Source organism: Cupriavidus pauculus (assembly GCF_008693385.1).
Lineage (GTDB): Bacteria > Pseudomonadota > Gammaproteobacteria > Burkholderiales > Burkholderiaceae > Cupriavidus > Cupriavidus pauculus_D.
Window position 1 is genome coordinate 379,591 of sequence record NZ_CP044065.1, and the last position, 14,317, is coordinate 393,907.

Consider the following 14,317-nt stretch of genomic DNA (forward strand, 5'->3'; position numbering starts at 1 on the left):
ACAACGCGCGTCAACAATGACCCAGCCTTCCCCGTCCGTCCCCCATGCTCCCGTCGTGCAGAACGTCTGGGAGACCGAACTCGACGCGACCCCCGGCACGCTGGCATCGGGCGAAACGATCCTGGCCGGACTGAGGCTGGATCTCGACGAGCGGCTGCATTTTACCCAAGGGTGGGTGATTGTCACCGATCGCCGCGTGATCGCCCGCGCGCCCGGTGAAACGGCCGTTTCGGCCTGGCCGATCTCGGCCGACCTCACGCTGACCCATATCGACCATGCCGGTGTCGGCACGCTCGAGCTCGTCAACGGTGCCGGCCGGCTCGCCCGGTGGCGCTATACGCTTGGTTACAATCCCGACGCGCTGCGGCTGGCCGACCAGTTCGACGCGCGCCGCGACCTGCTGGCCACGGGCCTTGCGCCGGCCGCGAGCGACGACGATATCTGCCCGAGCTGCAAGGCGCCGCTGCCGCCGGGCGAGGACGAATGCCCGCAGTGCAGCCGCGATCTGGAGACGCCGCCCTCCACGTGGGCGCTGCTCCGGCTGTGGCGCTTTGCGCGCCCCTATCGCTTCGAGCTGCTGGCCGGCTTTCTGCTGACGCTGATCGGCACGGCCGCCACGCTCGTGCCGCCGTATCTGACCATGCCGCTCATGGACAAGGTGCTGATTCCGTTCCAGAACGGCGTGCCCATCGACTACGGCCTCGTCACGATGTACCTGGCGGGCCTGCTCGGCGCGGCGCTCACCGCATGGGGGCTCGGCTGGGCGCGCACCTACCTGCTTGCGCGCGTGTCCGAGCGCATCGGCGCGGACCTGCGCACGACCACGTACGAACACCTGCTCAAGCTGTCGCTCGAATATTTCGGCGGCAAGCGCACGGGCGACCTGATGGCGCGCATCGGCTCGGAGAGCGATCGCATCTGCGTCTTCCTGTCGCTGCACCTGCTCGACTTCGCCACCGATGTGCTGATGATCGCGATGACCGCGATCATCCTGATCTCGATCAACCCCTGGCTGGCGCTCGTCACGCTGGTGCCGCTGCCGTTCATCGCGTGGATGATCCATCTGGTGCGCGACCGCCTGCGCCATGGGTTCGAGAAGATCGACCGCATCTGGTCCGAGATCACCAACGTGCTGGCCGACACGATTCCCGGCATCCGCGTGGTCAAGGCGTTCGCGCAGGAGAAGCGCGAGGTCGAACGCTTCCGCGAGGCCAACAAGCACAACCTCGCGGTCAACGATCGCGTGAACGCGGTGTGGTCGCTGTTCACGCCGACCGTCACGCTGCTGACCGAAGTGGGCCTGCTCGTGGTGTGGATCTTCGGCATCTGGCAGGTGTCGCGCAGTGCGATCACGGTGGGCGTGCTGGTCGCGTTCCTCACGTACATCAGCCGCTTCTACACGCGCCTCGATTCGATGAGCCGCATCGTCTCGGTCACGCAGAAGGCGGCCGCCGGCGCCAAGCGGATCTTCGACATCCTCGATCACGTGTCGAGCGTGCCGGAGCCCACGCGGCCCCAGCATCTGGAAAACGTGAAGGGCGCGATCGAGATGCGCGACCTCGGCTTCCGCTACGGCAACCGCGCGGTCATTCGCGGGCTGGACCTGTCGATCGCGCCGGGCGAGATGATCGGCCTCGTGGGACACAGCGGCTCGGGCAAGAGCACGCTCGTCAATCTGATCTGCCGCTTCTACGATGTGTCCGAAGGCGCCATTCGCGTGGACGGCATCGATATCCGCTCGCTGCCCGTCTCCGAATATCGCCGCCATATCGGCCTCGTGCTGCAGGAGCCGTTCCTGTTCTTCGGCACGATTGCCGACAACATCGCCTACGGCAAGCCCAATGCCACGCGCGAGGAAATCGTCGCGGCCGCGCGCGCCGCGCATGCGCACGAGTTCATTCTCCGCCTGCCGCATGGGTACGACTCGCTCGTCGGCGAACGCGGGCAGGCGCTGTCCGGCGGCGAGCGCCAGCGCATTTCCATCGCGCGCGCGCTGTTGATCGACCCGCGCATCCTGATCCTCGACGAGGCGACGTCGTCGGTCGATACCGCGACGGAGAAGGAAATCCAGAAGGCGCTCGACAACCTCGTGAAGGGACGCACGACGATCGCCATCGCGCACCGGCTCTCCACGTTGCGCAAGGCCGATCGCCTCGTGGTCATGGATCGCGGGCAGATCGTGGAAGTGGGCAGCCACGACGAGCTGATGCCGAAGGAGGGCGCGTACTACAAGCTATACCAGGCGCAGTTGCGCAATGTGGATGGCGAGGACGATGCGATCGGCGGCGGCAGCGAAGGCACGACGGGCGAGCGTCCCGTGGTGTCCGAGGCGGCCGCGGCACAGTGACATGACGACTATGCAGAACAACGACTTCACCCTCACGCGTAACCAGTTTGGCCGTCTGGTCATGACCATGGCGGACGGCACCACGCACGAAGGCGTGATCCCCGTGCGCGCGTTTCCGATCGCCGCGCCCGACGATGGCTTCGGCATGGTCAGCACCGATGGGCGCGAACTCGCATGGATTCCGCGGCTGGACGTGCTCGCGGCGAACGAGCGCGAACTGATCGAGCGCGAACTCGCGAGCCGCGAGTTCATGCCCGAGATCCAGCGCATTGTCGGGGTCTCGACGTATGCCACGCCGAGCATCTGGACCGTGCGCACCGATCGTGGCGAGACCACGCTGGTGCTGCGCGGGGAAGAAGATATCCGCCGGCTGTCGGGGGGCACGCTGCTGATCTCCGACAACCACGGCATTCACTACCTCATTCGCGATCTGTTCGCGCTCGACAAGCCGAGCCGCAAGATTCTCGATCGCTTCCTGTAGGCCACCGGGGCCCGAGGAGGCCCGTGGCCCTTCGCATCAGTGCAGGACGCGCGGCGACGGGCCATCGTCGCCGCCTTCTTCCTCGGCGTCGCCATCGTCCCCGTCGTCGCCATCCTCGGCGTCTTCCGTATCCTCGTCCCAGTCCTCGTGCAGCACGGGCGTGTCCGCCGCGAGGTCCCACACCATCGAATGCACGCGCACCGTGAACCATTCGCGGAACATCGCGAGCGTCAGCTGCCGGGGCCACAGCGCATCGGTGAACCACTCGCCGAGCATCAGTTCGAAGAACGAGCGCCAGCGCGCCTCGACCCACTTGACCGTGGACTCGACGTCGTCCGCGAACTCGGGCGGCACCAGAAAGACGGTCTCGTCCTCGCGCACGGCTTCCAAAGTGAGCGTTTCAATCGGGTCGGGATCGACCGCCAGGATCCAGTCGAGGAACGGTTGCTCGGGGACGAGCATGACGGCGGCGCGATTGATGGAAAAACGAGGGTGGTCGTGCATGATCTCAGGCCGCAGGGCGAATTCAGGGGTCTATTGTAGCCGCGCGCCGATACCCGGGAAGCAACGAGCGTTCTGTTGTGCAGAGCAAAAGTCATGAATGGCTGTTGCGTGCGCAGAACGGTTCGCGATACGTGCCTTTTTGGTGGGATCGTGCCGCGCTTATAATGGCCCGGCGCTTTTTCCGGGTGTGAGGGTCACAGTAACCGGCATGCAGCATCGATGCCGGACCGGAGAGAGACGCGGGCTGGCGCGGAACAAGCATGCGAACCATCGCACACCGACGCCTCGCCAGGCCACGGGTATGACGTGAATAACAAAAAGCGAGGTCAGTATGAGTTTCAAATTGACGGGTGTCGCCCTGGCATCGGTATCGGTTCTCCTGCTTTCGGCATGCGCGGACATGCAGATGGGCGCGAAGGATGCCAAGACCGTTGCCACCGGTTCCGCCGCAGGCAGCACCACGCAGAACGCGAACACCGGACTCCAGCGCTGCGACGCACCGCTCGGCACCGTTTCCATCATCGAGGACACCTCCGCTCCCTGGTACGGCATCCTCACCGGGCAATACAAGCTCGGCAGCACGGTTCCCGTGCTCAAGCTCCTGGTCCAGCAATCGAACTGCTTCGTCGTGGTCGATCGCGGCCGCGGCCTCGACGCCGCGATGTCGGAGCGCGCGCTCAACCAGACCGGTGAACTGCGCAAGACGTCGAAGATGCAGAAGGGCCAGATGGTGGCGGCCGACTATACCGTCAGCCCGACCATCACGTTCGCCGCCAACGACACCGGTGGTGGCGGTGCTTCGCTGCTCAACTATGTGCCGCACGTGGGCGGCATCCTCGCTGGCGTGGCCGGCAGCATGAAGAGCTCGGAAGCATCGACGCTGCTGACGCTCGTCGATAACCGTTCGAGCGTGCAGCTGGCTGCCGCCGAAGGCTCGGCCAAGAACATCGACTACGGCATGCTGGCCGTGTTCGCCAGCGACAACTCGCGCGGTCGCGCGGGTGCGTACTCGAACACGCCGCAAGGCAAGGTCGTCGTAGCGGCATTCACCGACTCGCTCAACAACCTCGTTGCGGCCGTCAAGCAGTACAAGGCCCAGAACGTGAAGGGCGGCCTCGGCGCCGGCGGTCAGCTGAAGGTCAACTGATCTTCCTGCCCGCATCCTCTGCCGTGCGCACGCGCGGCGGAGGATGCCAGCTGAATACGGGACGATTACAATCACGGCATGCGTCGATTTCTCAAGCCGTGGTTCCGTTCGTCCGCTGTGTCCATGCTGGCCGCGGTCCTCTTTCCCGTTGCAGCGCACGCTGCGGGTGACCCCGCGGCGGGCGAGCGCGTGTTCGCGAGCAAATGCGCGCAGTGCCATCGCGTGGGCCCCAGCGCGCGCGGGGGCTTTGGTCCGCAGCTCAACGGCCTGATCGGCCGGCAGGCGGGCAGCGTGAGCGAATACCGCTATTCCGACGCCATGAAATCCGCCGGCTTTGCCTGGAACGAAGACCGCCTGCGCGCGTTCGTCAAGTCGCCGGGCAAGGTCGTGCCCGGCAACAAGATGCTCTTCTGGGGCATGCGCGACGACAAGGACATCGACGACCTGCTCGCGTATCTGCGCACGTTCCCATAACGCGTACCTCATCCCCGCGTACCTCATGCCCGCGTGAATCACCCGCGCGGCTTCAGCAGATCCGCGAGGCCGACATTGCGGAACAACTCTGCCCGCACGCGATCGGCCACGCCATTGACGATTTCCGCGCCATCCTGCGACGGATCCACATGCACGCGGAACGGCCGCTTGCCATGCGGCAGGCCCACCACGCGCACGATCTCGCGCGCGACGTCCTCGGGGTCCGCATCGGCGGGCTCCAGACTTGCGAGCCCCTTCAGGGCCTGCTCGGCCACGCCCGCGTACGGACCGTCCTCGTACTCGGCCACGATCCGCGTGTCGGCCGGCTTGCCCGAGTGCGCGAAGTGGTTGGTGCCCTGGGTGAAGGCACCTGGCACCATGATCGTGGTCTCGATGCCCCAGCGCGACAGTTCCGAGGCGTACGACACGGCCAGCGCATCCATGGCCGCCTTGGCCGCGAAGTAGGGCGCGAGAAAAGGCGGCGTGCCGCCGCGCGTCGATGACGACCCCACCCACAGCAGCAATGCCTTGCCCTGCTTGCGCAGATACGGCAGTGCCGCGCGATTGACGCGCTGCGCGCCAAGCACGTTGACGTCGTACTGCTGGATCATCTGCTCCGGCGTGAAGGCCTCGGCGGGGCCGAACACCATATGCCCCGCGTTATGCACGATCACGTCGAGTCGGCCTGCATCGTCGAGCACCTTCGCGATGGCGGCGGCCACGGAAGCCTCCGATTGCACGTCGAGTTCGACCGCGCGCAGGTCGGCGTCGTGGTTCTCGGACCATTGGGCGATCTCGGCCACGCGCGTCGCGTTGCGGCCCGCGGTTTCGCGCATCGAGGCATACACGGTATGGCCGGCCTTCGCCAGCGCCCTGGCGGTCATGAGGCCGAAGCCCGACGATGCGCCGGTAACGAGGATGGTGTGGGACATGATGGTTCTCCAGAGTGGGAAGTTGCGTGCACGAGGAACGGTTCACTGCGTGGCAGGGGCCGGCGCCGCGTCCTGCGCGATGGCCCGATACAAGGAACGCCCCGCGTCAAGATGCCGCCCGAACGCAAAACCCCGCGCGACCATGTCGTCCATCTCGGCGCGCGCGATATGCATGACGTAGCTGTGCTCGGTGGCCACGAGCGCGAACGGCTGCGCCGCGAGCAGGTCCTGGTCGAACCATTTGCCCGGATCGGCGTGGCGGCTCGACACCGCGTGGTCGCCCACGCGCAGCGTCCAGCCACCGTCGAGCAGCACCCAGTAGCCGTCGCTGTCGCCGGGTTGCCGGCTGCTGGCGATCGTGCCGCCGGTCCGCACCTCCCATTCGCGGGAATGGGCGATGACCCAGCGCAGCTGATCGGTCTCGAGCGAGGTGAAGAACGGCGTATGCCGCAGCAGATGCAGATAGGTGATGGATGGCGTCATGGCGGGTCTCGTCGGTTTCGGGTTGGCGTGAACCCATTCTGGACTGTTCAACCGGAAAGATAATCGCTGGTATATTGCGATCACAATTCCATTTGCTTTAACTATCGGATGGACCGGTTTCGAGGGGGGAAACCATGGATCGCTTCAAGGAAATGCAGGTGTTCGTGCGCATCGCGGACCGCAACAGCTTCACGCTGGCAGCCGAGGATCTCCAGATCCCGCGCGCGACGGTGACCAACCTGATCAAGCGGCTGGAACAGCGAATCGGCGCACGGCTCCTCGAACGCACGACGCGCCAGGTCCGCCTCACGCACGATGGCGAGGCGTACTACTACCGCTGCGTGCGGCTGCTGACGGATCTGGAAGAAACGGAGAGCGCATTCCGCGACGCCCCGCCGAAGGGTTTGCTGCGCGTGAACCTGCAGGGCACGCTGGCGCGGCATTTCGTCATGCCCGCGCTCGGGGATTTCATGAACCAGTACCCCGATATCACGCTGCGGGTGAGCGAGGACGACAGACTGGTGGACCTCGTCCGCGAAGGCATCGACTGCTTGCTGCGCGCGGGCGTCTTGCGCGACTCGTCCCTGATCGGAAGACAGGTCGCGCAGATGCCGCAGGTCACGGTGGCGAGCCCAGCCTACCTGAAAGCGCACGGCATCCCGAAAACGCTCGACGACCTGAGCGCCCACCTGATGGTCAGCTACCTGTCGAGCGCCACAGGCCGCCCCGCGACCCTCGACTTCACGGTGGGCAAGGAGGTCGTCGAACGCCGCCTCGACGCCCGCATCGCGGTCACGGGCGCCGACCTCTACACGGGCGCGGCACTATCGGGCCTCGGCCTGATCCAGGTCCCGCGTTACCGCATCACGAACGAACTGGCCGAAGGCAATCTCCGCATCGTCCTCCCCAATCACCCACCCCCACCCATGCCGGTCTCGGTCCTCTATCCCCAAAACCGCCAACTGTCGGCACGCGTGCGGGTGTTCGCGCAATGGCTCGCGCAACGCTTTGCCGACGCGGGGTGAATGCTGGCGCCAGGGGAGGGGTAACGGTAATGCAATCGCATTGACATGGTAAGGCGATCGCATTACCATCCTCCATATCTGCACCTCATGCCCCCGAGAGAACCATGCCCGCCACCATCGAAGTTGAATCCACGCTGACCGATCGCTACCAAACCACGGTACCGGAAACGGTCCGGCGCGCGCTCGGACTCGGCAAGCGGGACAAGATCCACTACAGCATCCGCGCCAGCGGCGAAGTCGTCCTGACGCGCGCGGAGGCCTCCGAAGGCGAAGACCCCGTGCTCGAGCAATTTCTCAGTTTCCTGGAACGCGACATCGCAAGCCACCCCCAACGTGTTCGTCCGGTGGACGCAGCATTCGTGGCGCGTTTGCAATCGCTCGCAGGTGGCGTCAAGGTCGACCTCGATGCGCCGCTGTCGGAAGACGATGAATGAAGCAAGGCAGTTCTACCGCATTCGTCGTCCATGGCTGGACCGTCTACGCGCATCCGCTATTCGTCGCGCAGATTGAAGCGCTGGCAAAGCATGTCGATTCGCTGAAGCGAAAAGACCCGACGGGCTACGTAAAAAAGAACGCGACGAAGCGTCTGGCCGCCGTCACGGCGCTCGCGTTCGACATCATCCCGCAGGATCCAACCCGCGCGGAATATCGGCAGGGTGGCACGCTAGGCGCGGAACGCAAGCACTGGTTCCGGGCCAAGTTTTTCCAGCAATACCGATTGTTCTTCCGTTATCACGCAGCCAGCAGGATCATCGTGTTCGCATGGGTCAACGACGACGACACGAAGCGCGCCTACGAGAGTAGCGACGATGCGTATCGGGTGTTCCGCAAGATGCTGGAAAGCGGTCATCCGCCCGATGATTGGGATCAACTGCTGAGCGAGGCCTGCAGCGGAGGACATCGTCTGCAGGAGATCGATGCGGCAATCAGAAATTGATCGAAGACGGTGGACAAAGGTCCGGGAAGTTTTTTATTGAAAAACCCCAGAAACTTTCATTTCTGGGGTTTTTGTTACTTCGCTGTGATATTCAGTCTGGGGAAACTGAAATCAATATCTGGTGGAGCCGGCGGGAATCGAACCCGCGTCCGCAAGCCCTCCACAGAAAGTTCTACATACTTAGTTCTGTCATTTGATTTAACCGGCGCATCGCGGACGAACACGCTCTACGACGGCGAGTCACTAAGTTTTCGTCCCCCAGCCCGTGACACTCCGGGGGCTTATCTGACGTAAATGACCTCGCGTGGTCTTGCGACCCTAGCCCGTCAGCGAGCCAGTGCGAGGACGGCGGCCCTTAGGCTGCCAGTGCGTAACGTTCGTCGTTAGCAGTTATTGCATTCCCATTGATTAACGAGGTGACGGGTCCTCGGTATGCCCTCACTGCTTCGCAACCCACGTCGAAACCAGGTCGGCCCCAATGAAGAAGACGGATTGTACCCGCTTCAGTTCCCTATGTGTGGACATCTCCGCCCGGATCAAGCCCGGGCGGGGCACATTTCAGGAAAGCGCGAGCAGGGGGATCAGTTCGCTCGGATGGCGGATCAGATGGTCCGCGCCCCAGGCCTCGGGCGGCACGCCTTCGCCGCAATACCCGTAGGCGGCCGTAACCGTCATCATGCCGGCCGCCTTGCCGGCCTGGATATCGCGCAGGTCGTCGCCCACATAGACGCAGCGCTGCGGCGCCACGCCGCTGACCTCGGCCGCATGCAGCAGCGGGGCCGGGTGCGGCTTTGCGTGCGGCGTGGTGTCGCCGCTCACGATCGCCGACGCGCGCGGCGTCAGCCCGATCTTCGCGACCAGCGGCACCGTGAAGCGCGCGATCTTGTTGGTCACGATGCCCCACCGGATATCGGCGGCCTCGAGGCGCGCGAGCACGTCGTCCATCCCCTCGAACAGCCGCGTATGCACCGCGATGTCCGCCTCGTAGTAGTCGAGGAACGTATCGCGCAGCGTGGGAAACTCGGGGTCCTCGGGCCGCTTGCCGAATGCGGCGCCGATCAGGCCGCGTGCGCCATGCGAGGCCACGGGCCGTAACGTCTCATACGGCACCGGCGGATGGCCATGCTCGACCACGAGCCGGTTGGCGGCCGCGGCCAGATCGGGCGCGGTATCGGCCAACGTCCCGTCGAGGTCGAAGAAGACAGCGTCGAAGGATCGCATGGGTCTCAGGCGTGACGACGGAACGCCATCATGTAGTTCACGTCGGTGTCTTTGCCGAGCGCGTACACCTGCGTCAGCGGGTTATAGGTCATGCCGCGCATCTCGACGAGCTCGAGCCCCACATTGCGGGCAAAGCGCGCGAGCTCGGACGGCGTGATGAACTTGTCATAGTCGTGCGTGCCGCGCGGCAGCATGTTCAGCACGTATTCGGCACCGAGGATCGCCAGCGCGTACGCCTTGAGGTTGCGGTTGATGGTGGAGAAGAACACGAGGCCACCCGGTTTCACGAGCGTGGCGCACGCGCGCACGATCGACTGCGGATCGGGCACATGCTCGAGCATCTCCATGCAGGTCACCACATCAACGCTGGCCGGCATGCGCGCGGCGAGGTCTTCCACCGGAATCTCTTCGTATGTCACGGCAACGCCGGATTCCAGGCTATGGAGATCCGCGACCTTGAGCGCCTTGGACGACAGGTCGATGCCACGCACGGTCGCGCCCGTGCGCGCCATGCTCTCCGACAGGATGCCGCCCCCGCAGCCCACGTCGATCACCTGCTTGCCGGCCAGCCGCGCAATGCCATCGATCCAGCCCAGGCGCAGCGGGTTCAGCTCGTGCAGCGGCTTGAACTCGCTGTTCGGGTCCCACCAGCGGTGGGCGAGCTCGCTGAACTTGTCGATCTCCTTGGGATCCGCATTGCGGCCGGAGACGGGGGAGGAGGGGGTAGCGACGGAGGAAGGCGACATCGGGCAACTGTACCAAAAAACGGGATAGCAAAAAAAAAGCCCAGCTTTCGCTGGGCTTTCTTCATCGGAAAAAATCCGATTAACGTGCGCTGCGCGTACCGACCACTTCCACTTCCACGCGGCGGTTCGGCTGCTGGCAGGCGATCTGAGCGGTGCGGTTGCCCTTGCACGACTTCGGATCGACCTTCAGCTGACGCTTGCCCTTGCCTTCGGTGTAGACGCGGTTGGCTTCCACGCCCTTGCTCACCAGGTAGGCCTTGACGGATTCGGCACGACGGATCGACAGGCGATCGTTGTAGCGGTCCGAACCGAACGAGTCGGTGTGGCCAACGGCGATGATCACTTCGAGGGTGATGCCTTGCAGCTTCGAGACCAGATCGTCCAGCTTGGCCTTGCCTTCGGGCTTCAGGACAGCCTTGTCGAAGTCGAACAGCGTGTCAGCTGCGAAGGTAACCTTCTCGCTCGACACCACCGGTGCTGCCGGAGCCACCGGAGCCGCCGGAGCGGGTGCCGCGGCCGGGGCCAGGGCGCCATCGCACAGGGCGTTTGCCGTAGCCGGGGTCCAGGAGCTGTCGCGCCAGCAGAGCTCGTTCGTGCCGTTCTTCCACACGTACTCGCTCGTACCGTTGCCCCAGTTGTCGTTCACTGCCTTCTTTTCGTAGGGAACGGATTGGGCTTGAGCGGATGCAGCCATTACTGCGGTAGCTGCAACGAGCGCGAGCTTGGCAAATTTTTTCATATTTCTCCTCTCAGGATGAGATCACCGCAGGGTTACTGCGAGCAAATGGACGAAAACAAGTCATACATTCTTCGGAGTATAACATTCTCGATGTGGTGGATGCTCCACTTCGAACAACGTCTGGCTCTTCGCTGGGGAATTGTGCCACAAGGCTCGTTTCCTAAGAAGTAAATATATTCGATTCAACCAAGGCGTTTTAGGCCTGTGGTGTTTGTGCAACATCGCACTTGCGACGCCCGCAAACCCTTGTCCCGTCTGGCTTACCGGCGATGGGGGGTGCTCACCGGAAGGGCACCGCCGAGGCAGTGGAAGGGGGTCGGGGAGGGGTGTTCGCGCGTGATAGAATGGCGCGTTGCCCATCCCTCGCAGCGCGGTCTTCCGCCCGGCGGGAATCGGGCTTCATTCGCTTAAACCTGCCGCATAACCACGCCGCAATGGATCAATTCGCCAAAGAAACTCTTCCGGTATCGCTGGAAGAGGAAATGCGCCGCTCGTACCTGGATTACGCGATGAGCGTTATCGTCGGGCGCGCGTTGCCCGATGTCAGGGACGGCCTGAAACCAGTACACCGACGCGTGCTCTATGCGATGCATGAGCTCAATAACGACTGGAACCGCCCGTACAAGAAGTCGGCGCGTATCGTCGGTGATGTGATCGGTAAGTATCACCCGCACGGCGATACCGCGGTTTATGACACGATCGTCCGGATGGCGCAGAATTTCTCGCTGCGCTACATGCTCGTCGACGGTCAGGGCAATTTCGGTTCGGTCGACGGCGATAACGCCGCGGCCATGCGTTATACGGAAATCCGCCTGTCGAAGATCGCGCATGAAATGCTGCAGGATATCGACAAGGAAACCGTGGATTTCGAACCGAACTATGACGGTTCGGAAAAAGAGCCCGGTATTCTGCCCGCGCGTATTCCCAATTTGCTGATCAATGGCTCGTCGGGTATTGCGGTCGGCATGGCGACCAATATCCCGCCGCATAACCTGAATGAAGTGGTCGATGCCTGCCTGCATCTGCTGCGGAATCCCAGTGCGACCGTCGACGAACTGATCGAGATCGTGCCCGCGCCCGATTTTCCGACGGCCGGCATCATCTACGGTATCCAGGGCGTCCGCGAGGGCTACCGCACCGGCCGCGGCCGTGTGGTGATGCGCGCCCTGACGCACTTCGAGGATATCGACCGCGGCCAGCGCCAGGCGATCATCGTCGACGAGCTGCCGTATCAGGTGAACAAGCGCACGCTGCTCGAGCGCATCGCCGAGCTCGTCACCGAAAAGAAGGTCGAGGGCATCTCCGATATCCGCGACGAGTCTGACAAGTCCGGCATGCGCGTGGTCATCGAGCTCAAGCGCAACGAAGTGCCGGAGGTCGTGCTCAACAACCTCTATAAGAATACGCAGCTGCAGGACACGTTCGGCATGAACATGGTGGCGCTGGTCGATGGCCAGCCGCGCCTGCTGAACCTGCGCCAGATGCTGGACGCGTTCCTTTCGCATCGCCGCGAAGTGGTCACGCGCCGCACCGTGTTCGAGCTGCGCAAGGCGCGCGAGCGCGGTCACGTGCTCGAAGGCCTGGCCGTGGCGCTGGCGAACATCGACGAGTTCATCGCGATCATCAAGGCCGCGCCGACGCCGCCGATCGCGAAGCAGGAACTGATGGCCAAGTCGTGGGACTCGAGCCTCGTGCGCGAAATGCTCGCGCGCGCGGAAAGCGAGACCGCCGGCGGCCGCGCATCGTATCGTCCGGACGGCCTGCCGGCCCTGTTCGGCATGCAGCCCGACGGCCTGTACCGCCTGTCCGATGGCCAGGCGCAGGAAATCCTGCAGATGCGCCTGCAACGCCTGACGGGCCTCGAGCAGGACAAGATCGTCCAGGAATACCGTGAAGTGATGGCGGTCATCGCCGATCTGCTCGATATCCTCGCGCGTCCGGAACGGATCACGACGATCATCTCCGACGAACTGTCCGCGATCCGCGCCGAATTCGGTGACGCGCGCCGTTCGCAGATCGAGCTCAATGCGACCGAACTCGACACCGAGGACCTGATCACCCCGCAGGACATGGTGGTCACGCTGTCGCACAGCGGCTATATGAAGAGCCAGCCGATCTCCGAGTATCGCGCGCAGAAGCGCGGCGGTCGCGGCAAGATGGCGACGGCCACGAAGGAAGACGACTGGATCGACACGCTGTTCGTCGCGAACACGCACGACTACATCCTGTGCTTCTCCAACCGCGGCCGTCTCTACTGGCTCAAGGTCTACGAAGTGCCGCAAGGCTCGCGCAACGCGCGGGGCCGCCCGATCGTGAACATGTTCCCGCTCTCCGACGGCGAGAAGATCAACGTGATCCTGCCGGTACGCCAGTTCGACGCCGAGCACTTCGTCTTCATGGCCACCGCGCGCGGTACCGTGAAGAAGACCGCACTCACGGAATTCTCGAATCCGCGCAAGGCCGGCATCATCGCGGTCGACCTCGACGAGGGCGACTACCTGATCGGTGCCGCCGTGACCGATGGCCAGCATGACGTGATGCTGTTCTCGGATGCGGGCAAGGCCGTGCGCTTCGACGAGAACGATGTGCGCCCGATGGGCCGTCAGGCACGTGGCGTACGCGGCATGAACCTCGACGAGAGCCAGACGGTCATCGCGATGCTCGTGGCGCCGGCCGAGAATGCCGAAGCCGAAGGTGCGGAGGGCGCGAGCGCCACGGCCAGCGTCGCCACCGTGGGCAGCGTGCTGACCGCGACGGAGAATGGCTACGGCAAGCGCACGCCGATCTCCGAGTACACTCGACACGGCCGTGGCACCAAGGGCATGATTGCGATCCAGACGAGCGAGCGCAATGGCCGTGTGGTGGCTGCCGCACTGGTGTCGCCGGAAGACGAGATCATGCTGATCACGACCGGTGGCGTGCTGATCCGCACGCGCGTGGCCGAGATCCGCGAGATGGGCCGCGCCACGCAGGGTGTGACGCTGATCAACGTGGATGAGGGCACGCGCCTCTCCGGCCTGCAACGTATCGTCGAGAGCGACGCCGACAACGGCGGCGCGGACGATGCCGAAGGCGCCGAGGGGGCGATCGACAGTGCCGAGGGTGGCACGGAGGGCGGCGCGGCGGACGGCTCCGCGGATACCCCCGACGCGAGCGCCGAATCCTAATTTCGTCGTAATTTCCCCGATAGGCGTCTCGTTATCGCCCGGATTACATCGCAAATCACCGTAAATCGTAATCAGATGAAACAGTAGCCCGACGGCCCGGAACTCACTCATGGG

General features: G+C 64.1%; 14 protein-coding genes and 1 other RNA gene. 8 read left to right on the forward strand and 7 right to left on the reverse strand.

Going from position 1 to position 14,317, the window contains the following annotated elements; all coding sequences use genetic code 11:
• Positions 1-16 precede the first annotated feature (16 nt).
• Together FOB72_RS01755 and FOB72_RS01760 are read left to right on the forward strand one after the other, a co-directional pair.
• A complete protein-coding gene (locus tag FOB72_RS01755; RefSeq protein WP_150370960.1) occupies positions 17-2,347 on the forward strand; it encodes an ABC transporter ATP-binding protein in 2,331 nt (776 codons plus the stop codon).
• A 10-nt stretch (positions 2,348-2,357) separates the two neighbouring features.
• Positions 2,358-2,828: a DUF1854 domain-containing protein gene (locus FOB72_RS01760; RefSeq protein ID WP_150373705.1), complete on the forward strand. Its 471-nt coding sequence runs from the start codon at positions 2,358-2,360 to the stop codon at positions 2,826-2,828.
• Positions 2,829-2,864: 36 nt separating this feature from the next.
• On the opposite strand, the gene FOB72_RS01765 is transcribed toward FOB72_RS01760, so the two are convergent.
• Positions 2,865-3,332, reverse strand: a complete 468-nt coding sequence (locus FOB72_RS01765) for a hypothetical protein (RefSeq protein ID WP_223851387.1) — start codon at positions 3,330-3,332, stop codon at positions 2,865-2,867.
• 331 nt (positions 3,333-3,663) lie between these two features.
• On the opposite strand from FOB72_RS01765, the gene FOB72_RS01770 reads away from it, so the two are divergent.
• Both FOB72_RS01770 and FOB72_RS01775 read left to right on the forward strand, forming a co-directional pair.
• Positions 3,664-4,479, forward strand: a complete 816-nt coding sequence (locus tag FOB72_RS01770; protein WP_150370961.1) for a CsgG/HfaB family protein — start codon at positions 3,664-3,666, stop codon at positions 4,477-4,479.
• A gap of 123 nt (positions 4,480-4,602) precedes the next feature.
• Positions 4,603-4,953: a c-type cytochrome gene (locus FOB72_RS01775; RefSeq protein WP_150373706.1), complete on the forward strand. Its 351-nt coding sequence runs from the start codon at positions 4,603-4,605 to the stop codon at positions 4,951-4,953.
• A gap of 38 nt (positions 4,954-4,991) precedes the next feature.
• Here FOB72_RS01775 and FOB72_RS01780 read toward each other — a convergent pair whose 3' ends face one another.
• Both FOB72_RS01780 and FOB72_RS01785 read right to left on the reverse strand, forming a co-directional pair.
• The gene (locus FOB72_RS01780; RefSeq protein ID WP_150370962.1) at positions 4,992-5,885 is read right to left on the reverse strand and encodes an SDR family oxidoreductase; all 894 of its coding nucleotides are present in this window, start codon (positions 5,883-5,885) and stop codon (positions 4,992-4,994) included.
• 42 nt (positions 5,886-5,927) lie between these two features.
• Positions 5,928-6,368 (reverse strand): hypothetical protein, encoded by a 441-nt coding sequence (locus tag FOB72_RS01785; protein WP_150370963.1) that lies wholly within the window; start codon positions 6,366-6,368, stop codon positions 5,928-5,930.
• Positions 6,369-6,502: 134 nt separating this feature from the next.
• On the opposite strand from FOB72_RS01785, the gene FOB72_RS01790 reads away from it, so the two are divergent.
• The 3 genes from FOB72_RS01790 (at position 6,503) to FOB72_RS01800 (ending at position 8,330) form a co-directional block, all read left to right on the forward strand.
• The gene (locus FOB72_RS01790; RefSeq protein WP_150370964.1) at positions 6,503-7,393 is read left to right on the forward strand and encodes a LysR family transcriptional regulator; all 891 of its coding nucleotides are present in this window, start codon (positions 6,503-6,505) and stop codon (positions 7,391-7,393) included.
• Between the two features lie 104 nt (positions 7,394-7,497).
• Positions 7,498-7,827, forward strand: a complete 330-nt coding sequence (locus tag FOB72_RS01795) for a type II toxin-antitoxin system PrlF family antitoxin (protein WP_150370965.1) — start codon at positions 7,498-7,500, stop codon at positions 7,825-7,827.
• Entirely contained in the window at positions 7,824-8,330 is a 507-nt protein-coding gene (locus FOB72_RS01800; protein WP_150370966.1) for a type II toxin-antitoxin system YhaV family toxin, read from the forward strand. The genes FOB72_RS01795 and FOB72_RS01800 overlap by 4 nt, the downstream gene beginning before the upstream one ends.
• A 119-nt stretch (positions 8,331-8,449) precedes the next feature.
• Here FOB72_RS01800 and ssrA read toward each other — a convergent pair.
• The 4 genes from ssrA to ompA all read right to left on the reverse strand — a co-directional run bounded on the left by ssrA (position 8,450) and on the right by ompA (position 11,036).
• Positions 8,450-8,807: a transfer-messenger RNA gene (gene ssrA, locus FOB72_RS01805) on the reverse strand.
• A gap of 81 nt (positions 8,808-8,888) precedes the next feature.
• Positions 8,889-9,551, reverse strand: coding sequence for a phosphoglycolate phosphatase (gene gph / locus FOB72_RS01810; protein WP_150370967.1), 663 nt, complete (start codon positions 9,549-9,551; stop codon positions 8,889-8,891).
• Between the two features lie 5 nt (positions 9,552-9,556).
• Positions 9,557-10,297: a bifunctional 2-polyprenyl-6-hydroxyphenol methylase/3-demethylubiquinol 3-O-methyltransferase UbiG gene (gene ubiG, locus FOB72_RS01815; protein WP_150370968.1), complete on the reverse strand. Its 741-nt coding sequence runs from the start codon at positions 10,295-10,297 to the stop codon at positions 9,557-9,559.
• Positions 10,298-10,376: 79 nt separating this feature from the next.
• Positions 10,377-11,036 carry an outer membrane protein OmpA gene (ompA, locus tag FOB72_RS01820; RefSeq protein WP_109580381.1) on the reverse strand — a complete coding sequence of 220 codons (660 nt, stop codon included), beginning with the start codon at positions 11,034-11,036 and terminating at the stop codon, positions 10,377-10,379.
• 434 nt (positions 11,037-11,470) lie between these two features.
• Between ompA and gyrA the strand changes: the two genes are divergently transcribed.
• Positions 11,471-14,203: a DNA gyrase subunit A gene (gene gyrA / locus FOB72_RS01825; RefSeq protein WP_150370969.1), complete on the forward strand. Its 2,733-nt coding sequence runs from the start codon at positions 11,471-11,473 to the stop codon at positions 14,201-14,203.
• The last annotated feature ends 114 nt before the right edge of the window (positions 14,204-14,317 follow it).